The sequence below is a fragment of the Mycobacterium sp. 852002-51163_SCH5372311 genome (assembly GCF_001667115.1).
In the GTDB taxonomy this organism is placed as follows: Bacteria; Actinomycetota; Actinomycetes; order Mycobacteriales; family Mycobacteriaceae; genus Mycobacterium.
In genome coordinates this window covers 1-13,616 of the sequence record NZ_LZIJ01000099.1, presented here as the reverse complement: position 1 = coordinate 13,616, position 13,616 = coordinate 1, and the positions used below count along the sequence as shown (strand labels likewise).

Genomic DNA, 13,616 nt, shown 5'->3' with positions numbered 1-13,616 from the left:
CAGAAATTCGTTGCCGCTCAGCACCTCGACATCGGAGCTGTCACACTGCGGACACCAGATCGACCACGCCGAGGTGATTTCCGATTGCGCGCCGCAGGACCGGCACTTCACCTCGGCTGTGACGCACTCGAGTTCGAGCTCCGCGTCGGGCATGCTCTCGGAATCCCGGACCAGGGTCCAGCAGAAGGACAGCGATTCCGGCACTACCTGGCGCAGCGCGCCGATCCGGACCCGGACGACGTCGACGTGGCGTCCGTCGGCGTGCGCCTTGACCACACCGGCGATCGCTTCGCATAGCGACAATTCATGCATTGCCGCTCACCGTGGTCCGCTCGCGGGAGAGGCCCATGAGCACTTTTCTACACCCGAATCAGCGCTACCCTTAATTCCACGAGGCGCATTGTGAATGTCGAAGAGTTATTCGCCTCGTTCGAGGCTCTGATCGAGGCGAACCGCCCCGCTCGCGATGATGTCGTGTATCTGGCGCGGAGCGGTGACGACTACGACTGGTGCATCATCCGCACAGACGGTGCGACCGGCGCGATCGGCGACCCGATTCCGCAGCGCGGCCGCTCCGGGCCCGACACCTGGATGTCTTTCTCCGCGGACTGGCCGAAGAACCGGGAGGAGTTGCGGGCATTCGTCGCCGACCTGCTCGCCGAGCTGGAGTCGATGGCCGCTGGTGCTGACCGGTGTCGCTGGCCGGTTGGCGAGCCCTGGCCACGCGCCCATTGACCCTCCGGCATTGACCGCGCCGTGAACTACCGGATCACCGAGGACGACCGCGCCAGGTTCAAGCGGTGCCTGCGGCAGTGGGATTTCGCGTCGCCGCTACGTCGTGACCTGGAGCCGGTCATGGATGACGAGCCCGTGTTGCCGCGCGTGCTCAAGGAAGCGCTTGCGGTCTATTACTTCCCGGGCACATGGGACTGGCAACCCGAGGTGAGGCAGTCGCTGGTGCACAAGGCAGTTGTCCGCGCTCTGGACGAATCCGGCGCAGCCGGTGCGCCCGATTCGCTTGCCGCCGCGACGGCGCTCATCGACGCCTACGACGCATCGGCCGGCATAGTCGACGACTTCGCTCCCGTGAAGATCGCCCATGACGTCCAAGCGCTGGTGCCTGATCCGGGCGACCCCGAACGCGGATTGACGACTCCGGCCGGATCTGCGGTGATGTATGCCTGCCGGATCGATCTGCTCGCGGTCGATGCCGATGACGAGTATTGGCTGGTTGTGCACCTGATCCGCGACGATTGGCAGGAGTTGGGTGCGTTGATCGATGACGAGGCTGCGGTCGCGGCCTGCTGGGCCTGGGAGCAGGAGTACCTGGGCATGGAGATTTCGGGCACGATTCACAACGAGGTGCGTCTCGGTGGCTCGCTTGAACCACCCGTGGGCGCCGCGGGCAAACGTCCGCGGGTGCGCCAGAGCGAGCCGAGCGGTGGCGGTCGCGCGATTCCGCAACACCGGCGGCTGTCGGCGCGTACCTCTCGGAGTGACGAGACGGGTCGAAGTGCCGAGACGGACCGAATCCACCAGTCGGCCGCCGGTCCGCTGCGGCGAACCCGTATCCGGCGAAGCCGCGCCGAGGTCGCGGCCGTCGGCTTGCGGATCGCTGCCGATGCGATCCAGATGGCCAGTGCGCCGCCCATCAGCCCGACCTTCGGCAGACATTGCCAAACGTGCGAATTCAGCGCACCGTGCCTGGCCCTAGTCGCGGGGGCAGACCCAGGACCGATGCTGGCGGCGAACTATCGCCGGCATCCCGCCGAGGACCAGCGCAAACCGCGGCTGGGGCAGTCGACATGGGGCTTCGGCCGGGGAGCTGCGCCGCCGTGGCGGTGATTGCGATTCAGCGTTCGGCCGCGGGCGTCCACCTCTCTTCGATGCGGCTGTAACGCCAGACCAACACGGCGACAGCCCAGGTGATGACGAACATGCCGACGACTACGAAACCAACCATGTTCATGTCGAGACCACCAAGCAAGTCCCAGAACGGTCCGTGCCAGCCCAACTGGCGGGCGAACAAGCCCAGCAATTCAATGGTGCCGATCAGCAAAGCGACGGCCACAGACAGCGCGGTGATGGTGATGTTGTAGTAGATCTTGCGCACCGGATTGGAAAAGGCCCAGCCGTAGGCGAAGTTCATGAACGACCCGTCGATGGTGTCCAGCAGGCACATGCCGGCGGTGAACAGCATGGGCAGACACAGGATCGCGTACCACGGCAGCCCGGCCGCCGCGCTGGTGCCGGCCAGGACCAGAAGGGCGATCTCGGTGGCGGTGTCGAATCCTAGCCCGAACAGCAACCCGACCGGGTACATGTGCCAGGACTTGGTGATCGACTTCGTGAAGCGGCCCAGGAATCGGTTGATCAGTCCCCGGTTCTCCAGCTGCTGTTCGAGTTCGGCTTCATCTTTTTCCGGGTCGTAATCGCCTCGACGCAATCGCGCGAACACCCGCAGGATTCCGACCAGGACGATGACGTTGAGGATTGCGATCAGATACAGAAACAGGCCCGAGACGCTGGTGCCGATCAGGCCGGTGTAGTGATGCAGCGCGGAGGAATCGGTTTCGACCGGTCCGGCGATGGCCTTGAGCCCGGTCGCCAGCAGCATTGCCAGGACGAACACCACCGTGGAGTGCCCCAGGGAGAAGAAGAATCCGACGGCCAGCGGGCGCTGCCCATCGCTCATCAGCTTGCGGGTGGTGTTGTCGATCGCGGCGATGTGGTCGGCGTCGAATGCATGCCGCAGGCCCAGGGTATAGGCAGTCACGCCGACACCGATGCCAAATGCCTTGCCGCCCAGGCTGAGTCCCGCAGGCTGGACGACGGACACCAGGGTGATCCAGCCAATCAGATGCAGTGCGAAGATGACCGCGAACATGGATCCCAGCCGCCACCACTCCGCCGACGACAGGGCATTGCGCAAGCTGGACCACCTCGATGGGCGCCGGTCGAGCTCAGTGCTGGGCATTTGGCCTTCCACATCGGGCAGAACGCAACAGTCCCGACTGTAGGTTCGGCCGGAAGCTGCATGCAAGCGGCTTGCAGGACGGCGCGGGCCCGATGGGACGAAAAGCTGGCAATCCCCGATATCCGGCGCGACACTGAACAGATGGGGCCCAAGCCCGCAGCACTCGATCCGGCCGTCACCGAGCGCCTCGGCGAATTTCTGCGCGCGCGGGGGCTGCGGCGGATGGCGTCGCGAATCCAGGTGCTTGCCGTGCTCGAGCCGGTCGACGGTCACTTGCCGGTGGCCGAGATCCACCAGCGGGTGCGCGAAAGCCTGCCGCCGGGCACCCAGCCGCCCGACGTGGCGACCATCTACCGCACGGTGACCACGCTGGTCGAGCAGGACGTGCTGCACGCGTTGACCCTCGACGGCGGGGTGACCACGTACGGATTGGCCACCGCCCCGCACCATCACGCCGTGTGCACCCGCTGTGAATCGATCATCGAAGTGCCCGCGCGTCAGCTCAGCTCGGCGCTGGAACATGCGATGGAGGGCAGCTCGTTCGCGCTGTCGGAGCGGGCCGGCCTCACCCTGCACGGCCTGTGCCCGCGGTGCCAAGAGAGCCCGTCAGCACAGTCCTTCTAGGACCCTCCAGGAACCTGTAGGACCCTCTAGGACCCTTTAGGAAAGACCGAGGAGCGCGTTCTCCACCACCTCGGGCAACGCGGGATGTATCCAGTATTGGCCGCGCGCCATTTCGGCGGCGGTCAGCCCGAAACTCATCGCCTGGATCAGCGGCTGGATGATCGACGATGCCTGGTAACCCATGATGTGTGCGCCCAGCAGGCACCCGCTGCGCCGGTCGGCGATGAGCTTGACGAATCCCGTGGTGTCCTCCATTGCCCAGCCGTAGGCGACGTCGCCGTAGTCCTGGATCTTCACCGAGATATCGAATCCGCGTGCAATGGCCTGGTTCTCGGTCAGTCCGACGGTGGCCAGCGGAGGATCGGTGAACACCGCCGACGGTACGAACCGATGGTCGGTGACCGCCATCGACTCGGTATCGTCCCAGTCGCAGAGCAGATTGTGCTGCACGACGCGGGCCTCGTGGTTGGCGACATGTTTGAGCTGATACGGCGATGATACGTCGCCAAGGGCGAAAACCCCACGTGCAGAAGTTCTTTGGTATTCGTCGACTACCACGCGGCCCTGCTCCACGTCGACGCCCGCCTGCTCGGCATCCAGCAGATCGGCGTTGGACAGCCGGCCGGTCGCCACCAGCAGCATGTCGGCGTTCAGCGTGCAGCCATCGTCGAGTTCCAGCGTCACGCCGGAGCCGCGGTTGACCGCGCCGACGATGTTGCGGTGGGTACGTAGTTCCCACTTGTTCGACGCGATACGGGTGAACCGCTCGCAGAGGGTGTCGTCGCAGTGGCGCAGTAACGTGCTTCCCCTGACCACCAGCGTGACCCGTACTCCGAGCGCGGAAAAGATATGAGCGAATTCGGTTGCCACGAAGCCACTTCCGGCGATCACCAAGTGCTTCGGCAATTCGGCGATCCGCATGATGGTATCGCTGGTCTGATAATTGACGCCGGAACACAGGATGGCGGGCGGGATCACCGGCCGCGAGCCCGCCGCGATCACCACCTGATCGGCGGTGAATTCCTCACCGGCTTCGGTGCGTAACAGATAGCGTCCGTCCGCCTGAACCGGCCCGAAGCGGGTGTGCCGGCTGTAAACGTCGACATTGGGTGCGGACCGCCGATAGTCCTCGCCGCCGAGCGCGATCGGATCGATGCGCCCGAAGACACGCGAGACCATGTCGCCCCATCGCACCCCGTCGAGGTGTGCGTCGATGCCGTAGCGCGCCGCGCCCTGGATTGTCTTGGCGACCTCAGCGGCGTAGACGAACATCTTCGTCGGGATGCATCCGACGTTCAGACAGGTACCGCCGAAGGTTCCCTGCTCGCAGATCGCCACCCTCTTGCGGGCATATCGCTCGTCGAGAACGCTGTTGCCGGAACCGGTTCCGATGATCGCGATATCGTAGGTTTCCATTGTCTTTGGGCCGCTTACCCTTTCCCTGATGTCGGCGCCGAGGTATCGGTGTCGTCCGCTGCCTTGAGGTAGTCGTCCAGCCACTGGTCAAGGTAGCGATAGGCCAGCCGGCGCGGCTCCGGCAGGGACAAGAACACGTCGTGTTTGGCGTCTTTCACCGGAATGATGGTGCTGCGGTTGCCGATACAGCCGGACCAGCGGGCGATCTGTTTGACGTCGAGAACTGCGTCACCGCATTGCAGGGCAGCCGGGCCGGCGTCTTCGCGCACCGTGTGATCCGAACGCAGGATCAGGTTGGGCACACCCACGTCGAGTCCGCGCTGCAGCCGGGCCTGCCCGCGACGCATGGCATGCAGCCAGCCCGCCGTGATCGGGAAGCCGCCCAACGGCTTCCACTCCAGGTTGTAGTCGAATTCGCCGTGGTAGTCGCGATGCAGGCTGGACCCATAACCACCGTTGCCCTGCCCGCGGACCACACCCTTGGTACGCAGCCGCGACAGCGCGGCGATCGCCGCGGAGGTCAGTCCGAGCCGCAGGATGGCCGGGCCCTGCAGGTCCAGCCACGGGCTGTTCAGCACCAGGCCGCCGACGCGCGCGCGCGCGGTCTCGCCCCGCCGTCGCAGCCGGTCCAGCCACAGCGCGATGGCCAGGCCGCCGGTGGAGTGGCCGTACACCAGCACCCGGGCCGAACCGGTCTCCGCACCGACGATCCTCAGCGCGTGTTCGAGTTCGGTGTCGTAGTGCGCCAGGTCGGTGATGAAGTGCGGGGTCTGGCCGGCCTGCCGCGACCGTCCACACTTCTGCAGGTCCATCGCATAGAAGGCGAAGCCGCGGTTGGCGAAATGATCGGCCAGCTCGGTGTGGAAGAAGTAGTCGGTGAAGCCGTGTATCGCCAGCACTGCGTGATCGGTGCCGGCCGCTTGTCCCGTTTCCGCTCCGCGGCGTATCAAGGTTGCGACGATGTCGCCCTCGCCGGCGGGATCGGGCCCGAGCGGGATCGTCTGCTGCCAATACCCGGGCAGGACATCGGGCACCCATCCAGTCGCCCCGACGGTCACGGGGCCAGCTTAAAGCGTGTTCTGCCGGTTTTGCTGTGCGGTGTACAAATCTGGCGGCTCAGACATCGGGATAACCTTGGGGGCGGCACAGCCGACGAAAGGCCTGATGATCTGAGGTGACCAGTTTGTGTTTGGGCTAGCCAGTACGGACGTCGTTCTGGTGGGCGCGGGCATTATGAGCGCCACGCTGGGTGCGTTGCTGCGGCGGCTGGAACCGGACTGGTCGATCACGCTCGTCGAACGGCTGGACGCCGTCGGCGCCGAAAGCAGCAGCCCCTGGAACAACGCCGGTACCGGCCACTCCGCGCTGTGCGAGCTGAACTACACCCCTGAGCGTCCCGACGGCACGATCGACATCGCCAAAGCGGTGCGCATCAACGAGGACTTCCAGGTCACCCGGCAGTTCTGGGCGTACGCCGTGGAGAACGGCATCCTGACCGATCGCGGCTTCCTGAATCCGGTACCGCACGCAAGCTTCGTCCACGGTGCACGCGGCGTCGATTACCTGCGGCGGCGACGGCAGGCGCTGGCCGGCAACCCGCTGTTCGCCGCGGTTGAACTGATCGAGGACCCCGACGAGTTCGCCCGGCGGTTGCCGTTGATGGCCGCCGGGCGGGACTTGCGCGAGCCGGTTGCGCTCAACTGGGCGAAGGACGGCACCGACGTCGACTTCGGTGCCCTGTCCCGGCAGCTCGTCGGCTACGCGGTGCGCAACGGCACCGTCGCGTTGTTCGGTCAAGAGGTCCGCAACCTCTCGCAGCAATACGACGGCAGCTGGACGTTGACCGTCAACAACCGTCGCACCGGTGAAATGCGCAAGCTGAAAGCCAAGTTCGTGTTCGTCGGAGCCGGCGGCGACACCCTGCCGCTGCTGCAGAGGTCCGGCATCAAGGAGATCAGAGGCTTCGCCGGCTTCCCTATCGGCGGCAGATTCCTGCGCACCGGCAACCCCGGGCTCACCGCCGCGCATCGGGCCAAGGTCTACGGAGTTCCGTCGCCGGGTGCCCCACCCCTCGGGGCGCTGCACTTGGACCTGCGGTTCGTCAACGGCAAGCCTTGGCTGGTGTTCGGCCCGTATGCCGGCTGGTCGCCGAAATTCCTGAAACACGGTCACTTCAGCGACCTGGCACGCTCGGTTCGGCCGAACAACGTGGCGTCCATGCTCGGCGTCGGGATCACCCAGACGGCACTGCTCAACTATCTGGTCGGTCAACTGCGGCTCACACAACCCGACCGTGTACACGCGCTGCGCGAATTCGCGCCCAGCGCAGTGGATTCCGACTGGGAATTGACGGTGGCCGGCCAGCGGGTGCAGGTCATCAGACGGGACAGGCGTAAGGGCGGCGTGCTGGAGTTCGACACGACGCTGGTCGGTGCGGCCGATGGCAGCATCATCGGGTTGCTCGGAGGCTCGCCCGGTGCTTCGACGGCGGTGCCGATCATGCTCGAGGTCTTACAGCGTTGCTTTGGCGACCGGTATCAGTCCTGGCTGCCGACGCTCAAGGAGATGGTGCCGTCGCTGGGCGCGCGGCTTTCCCGCGAACCGGCGCTGTTCGACGAGATCTGGTCGTGGGGCAGCAAGGCGCTGCAGCTGGAGCGGCGCAGATGACAGAAGCGCTGCGCCGGGTGTGGGCGAAAGACCTTGACGCCCAGACGCTTTACGAGCTACTCAAATTACGGGTAGAGGTGTTCGTCGTCGAACAGGCGTGTCCTTACCCGGAATTGGACGGACGCGATCTGCTCGCCGAGACACGGCATTTCTGGCTGGAAACTCCCGAGGGCGAGGTGATCTGTACGCTACGGCTGATGGAGGAGCACGCGGGGGGCGAGAAGGCATTCCGGATCGGGCGACTGTGTACCAAACGCAGTGCGCGCGGCCAAGGTCACACCACACGGCTGCTGGGCGCCGCCCTGGCCGAGGTGGGCGACTATCCGTGCCGAATCGACGCGCAGTCATACCTGGCCGACATGTATGCCCAGCATGGATTTGTCCGCGACGGTGAGGATTTCATCGAAGACGGCATTCCGCACCTGCCCATGCTGCGACCCGGCTCCGGTCCGGCGGGCAAGCCGTGAAACCCTACCCGTTCAGCGCGATCGTGGGCCACGATCAGATGCGCCTCGCGCTGTTGCTGTGCGCTGTGCGTCCGGAAATTGGCGGCGCGCTGATCCGCGGCGAGAAGGGCACCGCCAAGTCGACGGCCGTGCGCGGGCTTGCGGCGCTGCTGTCCGCCGCTACCGGGAGTGACGGCGCAAGCCTGGTCGAGATGCCGCTGGGCGCCACTGAGGACCGGGTGATCGGATCACTGGATTTGCAGCGGGTGTTACGAGACGGCGAGCAGGCGTTCTCGCCCGGGCTGCTGGCCCGCGCCCACGGCGGCGTTCTCTACGTCGACGAGGTCAACCTGCTGCACGATCACCTGGTCGACGTGCTGCTCGACGCGGCCGCGATGGGACGGGTGCATGTGGAGCGGGACGGCATCTCGCATTCGCACGAGGCCCGCTTTGTACTCATCGGCACCATGAACCCGGAGGAGGGCGAGCTGCGGCCGCAACTGCTGGACCGGTTCGGTCTCACCGTCGACGTGCACGCGTCGCGCGACGTGGACGTGCGGGTGCGGGTCGTGCAGCAGCGCATGGCCTACGAGGCAGACCCGGACGCGTTCGCCGAACGCTTTGCCGACGCCGACGCCGAACTGGCCCGTCGGATCGCCTCGGCACGAGCTCTGGTTGACGATGTGGTGCTGCCGGACAACGAGTTACGACGCATTGCCGGGCTGTGTGCGGCCTTCGACGTCGACGGGATGCGCGCGGATCTGGTGGTGGCCCGGACCGCCGTCGCGCATGCCGCCTGGCGCGGCGCGAAAACCGTTGAGGAGCAGGATATCCGGGTGGCAGCCGAATTGGCTTTGCCGCATCGGCGCCGCCGGGATCCGTTCGACGATCACGGTATCGATCGGGACGAGCTGGACGAAGCCCTGCGACAGGCCGGCGCCGACTCCGAGCCAGAGCCCGACCCGGACCCGCCGGGAGGCGGACCGTCGAAGGACACGGAACCCGCGGCACCACAACAGAATTCCTACTCCGGAGCTCCGCGCCCGCCACAGCCCAGCGCGCCGCCGTCGAAAGTCTTCCGCACCCGGGCACTGACCGTTCCCGGGGTCGGCGAGGGCGCGCCGGGCCGACGGTCGCGCGCCCGCAACCGGTTCGGCGCGGTGGTGACTTCCATCGCCGGCGATGGCGCGGGCGGGCTGCACGTGTTCGCCACATTGCTCTCCGCCGCCGAGCACTCCGCCGCCGCGGGGCCGCTGCGGCCGGGGCCGGACGACGTGCGCCGGGCGGTCCGCGAAGGGCGCGAGGGCAATCTGGTGATATTCGTCGTCGACGCTTCGGGTTCGATGGCCGCGCGCGACCGCATGGCCGCCGTCAGCGGGGCCACGCTGTCACTGCTGCGCGACGCCTACCAGCGACGTGACAAGGTCGCGGTGATCACGTTCCGCCAGCACGAGGCGCGGCTGCTGCTTCCGCCGACGTCGTCGGCGCATATCGCCGGCCGGCGCCTGGCCCGGTTCGACACCGGCGGCAAGACGCCACTCGCCGAGGGCCTGTTGGCCGCCCACGAGCTGGTGATCCGCGAACGCGTCCGTGACCGCGCCCGACGCCCGCTGGTCGTGGTGCTGACCGACGGCAGGGCAACCGCGGGCGCGGATCCGCTGGGCCGCAGCCGAATCGCGGCTGCACGGCTGGTCGCCGAAGGCGTGGCCGCGGTGGTCGTCGATTGCGAGACGTCGTACGTCCGGCTGGGGCTGGCCGGGCAGCTGGCCCGGCAACTCGGTGCGCCCGCGGTGCGCCTTGAGCAGTTGCACGCCGACTACCTGACGCAGACCGTGCGTAGCGTCGCCTGAGCCGGCGAGGATAAACGCTTATGCCACAGGGCCGTCCGCTCCAAGTCCCCGATGATGGCCTGACCACACGGGCGCGGCGCAACACGCCGATCCTGGCGGTACACACCGGTGCGGGCAAGGGAAAGTCGACGGCGGCGTTCGGAATGGCATTGCGGGCGTGGAATGTTGGTCTCGATGTCGCCGTCTTCCAGTTTGTCAAGAGCGCCAAGTGGAAGGTGGGCGAAGAGGCGGCCTTCCGTCAGCTCGGCGACTTGCACGACCGGGACGGCGTCGGCGGCGCCGTGGAATGGCACAAAATGGGCGCCGGCTGGTCTTGGCGGCGCAAGTCGGGCAGCGAACCGGATCACGCCACGGCCGCGGCAGACGGCTGGGCCGAGATCGCTCGCCGGCTGGCCGCGCAGCAGCACGACTTCTATGTGCTCGACGAGTTCACCTACCCGCTGAAGTGGGGTTGGGTCGACGTCGACGACGTGGTGGACGTCCTGCTGGCCCGCCCAGGTCACCAGCATGTGGTGATCACCGGACGCGATGCCCCGGTGCGCTTGGTCGAAGCCGCCGACCTGGTCACCGAGATGACCAAGGTGAAGCACCCGATGGACGCAGGGCGCAAGGGGCAGAAGGGCATCGAGTGGTGAGCCCGTCGCGCCCCCGCGAGAGTGCGCGTTTGTACAACGACACGCCGTGTCGAGCGGCATTTTGCGCACACTCGCCGCGCCCGGGTGCCATATGACCGTCACCCCGGCGGTAGTCATCGCAGCGCCCGCCTCGGGCAGCGGAAAGACCACGCTCGCAACGGGTTTGATCGGAGCACTGCGGCGAGCGGGCCATACCGTGGCGCCGTTCAAAGTGGGCCCGGACTTCATCGACCCCGGCTACCACTCGCTGGCCGCGGGACGACCCGGCCGCAACCTGGACCCGGTATTGGTGGGAGAAGAGCTCATCGGCCCGCTTTACCGGCACGGCACGGCCGGTGCCGACATCGCCGTCGTCGAAGGGGTGATGGGCCTGTTCGACGGGCGCATCGGACCGGGCGCCGCCGGGCCGGCGGCAGGCTCCACCGCACACGTGGCCGGTCTGCTCGGCGCCCCCGTCGTCCTGGTGGTCGACGCGCGCGGCCAGAGCCACAGCATTGCCGCACTGCTACACGGCTTTTCCACGTTCGACACCGCAACGCGTGTAGCCGGCGTGATCCTCAACCGGGTCGGGTCGCCCAGACATGAGTACGTGCTGCGACAGGCCTGCGAACAGACCGGTGTTCCGATTTTCGGAGCGATTCCCCGGATCGCCGAATTGGAGTTGCCGACAAGGTATCTGGGGTTGGTCACCGCCGTCGAATACGGCCGTCGCGCGCAGCTAGCGGTCGAAGCGATGACCACTCTGGTGGCTCAACACGTCGATCTGACAGCCGTTTTCGCAACGGCCACCAGTCGGGTCGGCGACCCGGCGTGGGACCCGGTGGCCGCAGTGGGTAAGGCAGGCGCCGGAAGCGCCCCAAAATCGCGGGTCGCACTGGCGACCGGAAAGGCATTCACCTTCGGCTACGCCGAACATGCCGAGCTGTTGCGGGCCGCGGGTGCTGAAGTGGTCGGGTTCGACCCGCTCGTCGACGCATTGCCCGGCGACACGGATGCGGTGGTGTTGCCCGGCGGATTCCCCGAACAGTTCACGGCGGAGCTGTCCGCCAACGACGTCGCCCGCGGGCAGATCAACCAGCTGGCCGCGGCCGGCGCGCCGGTGCATGCCGAATGTGCCGGTCTGGTCTACCTGGTCTCGCAGCTCGACGGACACCCGATGTGCGACGTGCTGGCCGGATCGGCGGAATTCACGCCGCACCTGAACCTGGGATACCGCGACGCCGTCGCAATCTCCGATTCGCCGCTGTATTGCGCGGGCCAGCGCATGGTCGGCCACGAATTCCACCGCACCGCGGTCACATTCGCCGCCGGCTATCAGCCGGCGTGGGGGTACCGGCAGGCAGATGCAGGCCACGTGCGAGAAGGGGCGGTACACGCCGGTGTACACGCGTCGTACCTGCACACCCATCCTGCTGCGGCACCCCAAGCGGTAGCGCGCTTCGTCGCCCGCGCGGCGAATTGGCGACCCAGCTCTTAGGCTTGCCGGGTGACAGAGAGCCCCTACCTGGTGGGCCTGCGACTGGCCGGCAAGAAGGTCGTCGTGGTCGGTGGCGGCACGGTCGCCCAGCGCCGGCTGCCTCTGCTTATCGCCAGCGGCGCAGACGTGCACGTCATCTCCCGCAGCGCGACCCGCGCCGTCGAGGCAATGGACGGCATCACCCTGTTGGTGCGGGAATATCGCGACGGCGACCTGGACGGCGCCTGGTACGCGATCGCGGCGACCGACGACCCGCAGGTGAACGCCGCCGTCGTCGCCGAGGCTGATCGCCGCCGCATCTTCTGCGTCCGCGCCGACATCGCCCTCGAGGGGACCGCCGTGACGCCCGCGTCGTTCAGCTATGCGGGGTTGTCGGTGGGGGTGCTGGCCGGCGGTGAGCACCGCCGGTCGGCGGCCATCCGATCGGCCATCCGTGAGGCGTTGCAGACTGGGTTGATCACCCCGGAAAGCCCGCTGGGCCCGGAGAGTCCCGATGTGGGGCATGGTGGAGTGGCGCTGGTCGGGGGAGGCCCCGGCGATCCCGAACTGATCACGGTGCGTGGCCGGCGCCTGCTGGCCCAGGCCGACGTCGTGGTCGCCGACCGGCTGGCGCCGCCCGAGCTGCTCGCCGAGCTGGCGCCGCACGTCGAAGTCATCGACGCCGCCAAGATCCCGTATGGCCGGGCAATGGCTCAGGACGCCATCAACGCCGTGATGATCGAGCGCGCCCGAGCGGGAAACTTCGTCGTCCGCCTCAAAGGAGGCGATCCGTTCGTGTTCGCGCGCGGATATGAAGAAGTACTGGCGTGCGCCGACGCAGGGATTCCGGTCACTGTCGTGCCAGGTGTGACGAGCGCCATAGCTGTGCCCGCTTTGGCCGGCGTTCCCGTCACTCACCGGGCCACAAATCACGAATTTGTGGTGGTCAGCGGCCATCTCGCACCCGACCACCCCGAATCGTTAGTGAATTGGAATGCACTGGCCGCGATGTCCGGCACAATCGTTTTGCTGATGGCGGTCGAACGCATCGAATTGTTCGTCGATGCACTTCTGAAAGGCGGCCGACCTGCGGATACACCGGTGCTAGTGGTTCAACACGGCACGACGGCCGCTCAACACACATTGCGGTCGACGCTTGCCGACACGCCGGAGAAGGTCCGCGCGGAGGGGATCCGACCTCCCGCGATCATCGTCATCGGTGCTGTGGCGGGGCTGAGCGGCGTTCGCCGTTTAAACAATTCTTAAGATTACTGTAAGGTAACCCGTTATGACGGCTCTCAACGACACAGAGCGCGCGGTCCAAATGGACACGTCTGCGCGCCCCGATCGTCCGGCCGAGGAGCGCGAGACGCGCCCGGCGGAGACCGCCCCACAGCGTACGAGCAGGTATTACCCTGCTTGGCTGCCTTCTCGCCGCTTCATCGCCGCGGTTATCGCGATCGGCGGAATGCAGCTGCTGGCGACCATGGACAGCACCGTCGCCATCGTCGCGCTTCCTAAGATTCAGAACGAATTGAGCCTGTC

At 66.8% G+C, this 13,616-nt stretch carries 13 protein-coding genes and 1 pseudogene; 10 read left to right on the top strand and 4 right to left on the bottom strand.

All coding sequences use genetic code 11. The features are described 5' to 3' along the window. Nucleotides 1–312: hydrogenase maturation nickel metallochaperone HypA (locus A5791_RS13160; protein ID WP_067236921.1), on the bottom strand; the 312-nt coding region annotated here is incomplete at its 3' end. 90 nt (nucleotides 313–402) lie between these two features. Between A5791_RS13160 and A5791_RS13155 the strand changes: the two genes are divergently transcribed. After that, on the top strand, nucleotides 403–735 hold the full coding sequence (locus A5791_RS13155) for a hypothetical protein (protein WP_067236917.1): 333 nt from the start codon (nucleotides 403–405) through the stop codon (nucleotides 733–735). 21 nt (nucleotides 736–756) lie between these two features. Then, on the top strand, nucleotides 757–1,845 hold the full coding sequence (locus tag A5791_RS13150) for a hypothetical protein (protein WP_067236914.1): 1,089 nt from the start codon (nucleotides 757–759) through the stop codon (nucleotides 1,843–1,845). A 7-nt stretch (nucleotides 1,846–1,852) separates the two neighbouring features. On the opposite strand, the gene A5791_RS13145 is transcribed toward A5791_RS13150, so the two are convergent. Further along, nucleotides 1,853–2,977, bottom strand: a complete 1,125-nt coding sequence (locus A5791_RS13145; RefSeq protein WP_067236911.1) for a HoxN/HupN/NixA family nickel/cobalt transporter — start codon at nucleotides 2,975–2,977, stop codon at nucleotides 1,853–1,855. Nucleotides 2,978–3,118: 141 nt separating this feature from the next. Here A5791_RS13145 and A5791_RS13140 point away from each other — a divergent pair, with 141 nt between their 5' ends. Continuing rightward, entirely contained in the window at nucleotides 3,119–3,601 is a 483-nt protein-coding gene (locus tag A5791_RS13140; protein WP_067236928.1) for a Fur family transcriptional regulator, read from the top strand. 36 nt (nucleotides 3,602–3,637) lie between these two features. Here the strand turns inward: A5791_RS13140 and mtr are convergent, their stop codons facing one another. Beyond that, a complete protein-coding gene (mtr, locus tag A5791_RS13135; RefSeq protein ID WP_067236907.1) occupies nucleotides 3,638–5,017 on the bottom strand; it encodes a mycothione reductase in 1,380 nt (459 codons plus the stop codon). Between the two features lie 14 nt (nucleotides 5,018–5,031). Next, nucleotides 5,032–6,051, bottom strand: a complete 1,020-nt coding sequence (locus A5791_RS13130) for an alpha/beta hydrolase (protein WP_067236924.1) — start codon at nucleotides 6,049–6,051, stop codon at nucleotides 5,032–5,034. 151 nt (nucleotides 6,052–6,202) lie between these two features. Here A5791_RS13130 and mqo point away from each other — a divergent pair, with 151 nt between their 5' ends. From mqo to A5791_RS13095, 7 genes and pseudogenes are all read left to right on the top strand, one after another. Beyond that, nucleotides 6,203–7,684 carry a malate dehydrogenase (quinone) gene (mqo, locus tag A5791_RS13125; RefSeq protein ID WP_156661228.1) on the top strand — a complete coding sequence of 494 codons (1,482 nt, stop codon included), beginning with the start codon at nucleotides 6,203–6,205 and terminating at the stop codon, nucleotides 7,682–7,684. After that, the gene (locus A5791_RS13120) at nucleotides 7,681–8,151 is read left to right on the top strand and encodes a GNAT family N-acetyltransferase (protein WP_067236900.1); all 471 of its coding nucleotides are present in this window, start codon (nucleotides 7,681–7,683) and stop codon (nucleotides 8,149–8,151) included. Before mqo ends, A5791_RS13120 begins: the two co-directional genes overlap by 4 nt. After that, a complete protein-coding gene (locus tag A5791_RS13115; RefSeq protein ID WP_067236897.1) occupies nucleotides 8,148–9,980 on the top strand; it encodes a magnesium chelatase subunit D family protein in 1,833 nt (610 codons plus the stop codon). The genes A5791_RS13120 and A5791_RS13115 overlap by 4 nt, the downstream gene beginning before the upstream one ends. Nucleotides 9,981–10,000: 20 nt before the next feature. Then, nucleotides 10,001–10,615: a cob(I)yrinic acid a,c-diamide adenosyltransferase gene (gene cobO / locus A5791_RS13110; protein WP_067236893.1), complete on the top strand. Its 615-nt coding sequence runs from the start codon at nucleotides 10,001–10,003 to the stop codon at nucleotides 10,613–10,615. 91 nt (nucleotides 10,616–10,706) lie between these two features. Next, nucleotides 10,707–12,092: a cobyrinate a,c-diamide synthase gene (locus A5791_RS13105; protein ID WP_067236890.1), complete on the top strand. Its 1,386-nt coding sequence runs from the start codon at nucleotides 10,707–10,709 to the stop codon at nucleotides 12,090–12,092. A 9-nt stretch (nucleotides 12,093–12,101) separates the two neighbouring features. After that, nucleotides 12,102–13,337 carry a uroporphyrinogen-III C-methyltransferase gene (gene cobA / locus A5791_RS13100; protein WP_067236887.1) on the top strand — a complete coding sequence of 412 codons (1,236 nt, stop codon included), beginning with the start codon at nucleotides 12,102–12,104 and terminating at the stop codon, nucleotides 13,335–13,337. Nucleotides 13,338–13,359: 22 nt separating this feature from the next. Further along, nucleotides 13,360–13,616: pseudogene (locus A5791_RS13095) on the top strand (MFS transporter); the annotation flags it as partial.

Excerpts from the sequence above, each read along its gene's own strand:
- A5791_RS13145 (WP_067236911.1), bottom strand. The coding sequence starts at position 2,977 with ATGCCCAGCACTGAGCTCGACCGGCGCCCATCGAGGTGGTCCAGCTTG.
- A5791_RS13140 (WP_067236928.1), top strand. The coding sequence starts at position 3,119 with ATGGGGCCCAAGCCCGCAGCACTCGATCCGGCCGTCACCGAGCGCCTC.
- mtr (WP_067236907.1), bottom strand. The coding sequence starts at position 5,017 with ATGGAAACCTACGATATCGCGATCATCGGAACCGGTTCCGGCAACAGC.
- A5791_RS13120 (WP_067236900.1), top strand. The coding sequence starts at position 7,681 with ATGACAGAAGCGCTGCGCCGGGTGTGGGCGAAAGACCTTGACGCCCAG.
- cobO (WP_067236893.1), top strand. The coding sequence starts at position 10,001 with ATGCCACAGGGCCGTCCGCTCCAAGTCCCCGATGATGGCCTGACCACA.
- A5791_RS13105 (WP_067236890.1), top strand. The coding sequence starts at position 10,707 with ATGACCGTCACCCCGGCGGTAGTCATCGCAGCGCCCGCCTCGGGCAGC.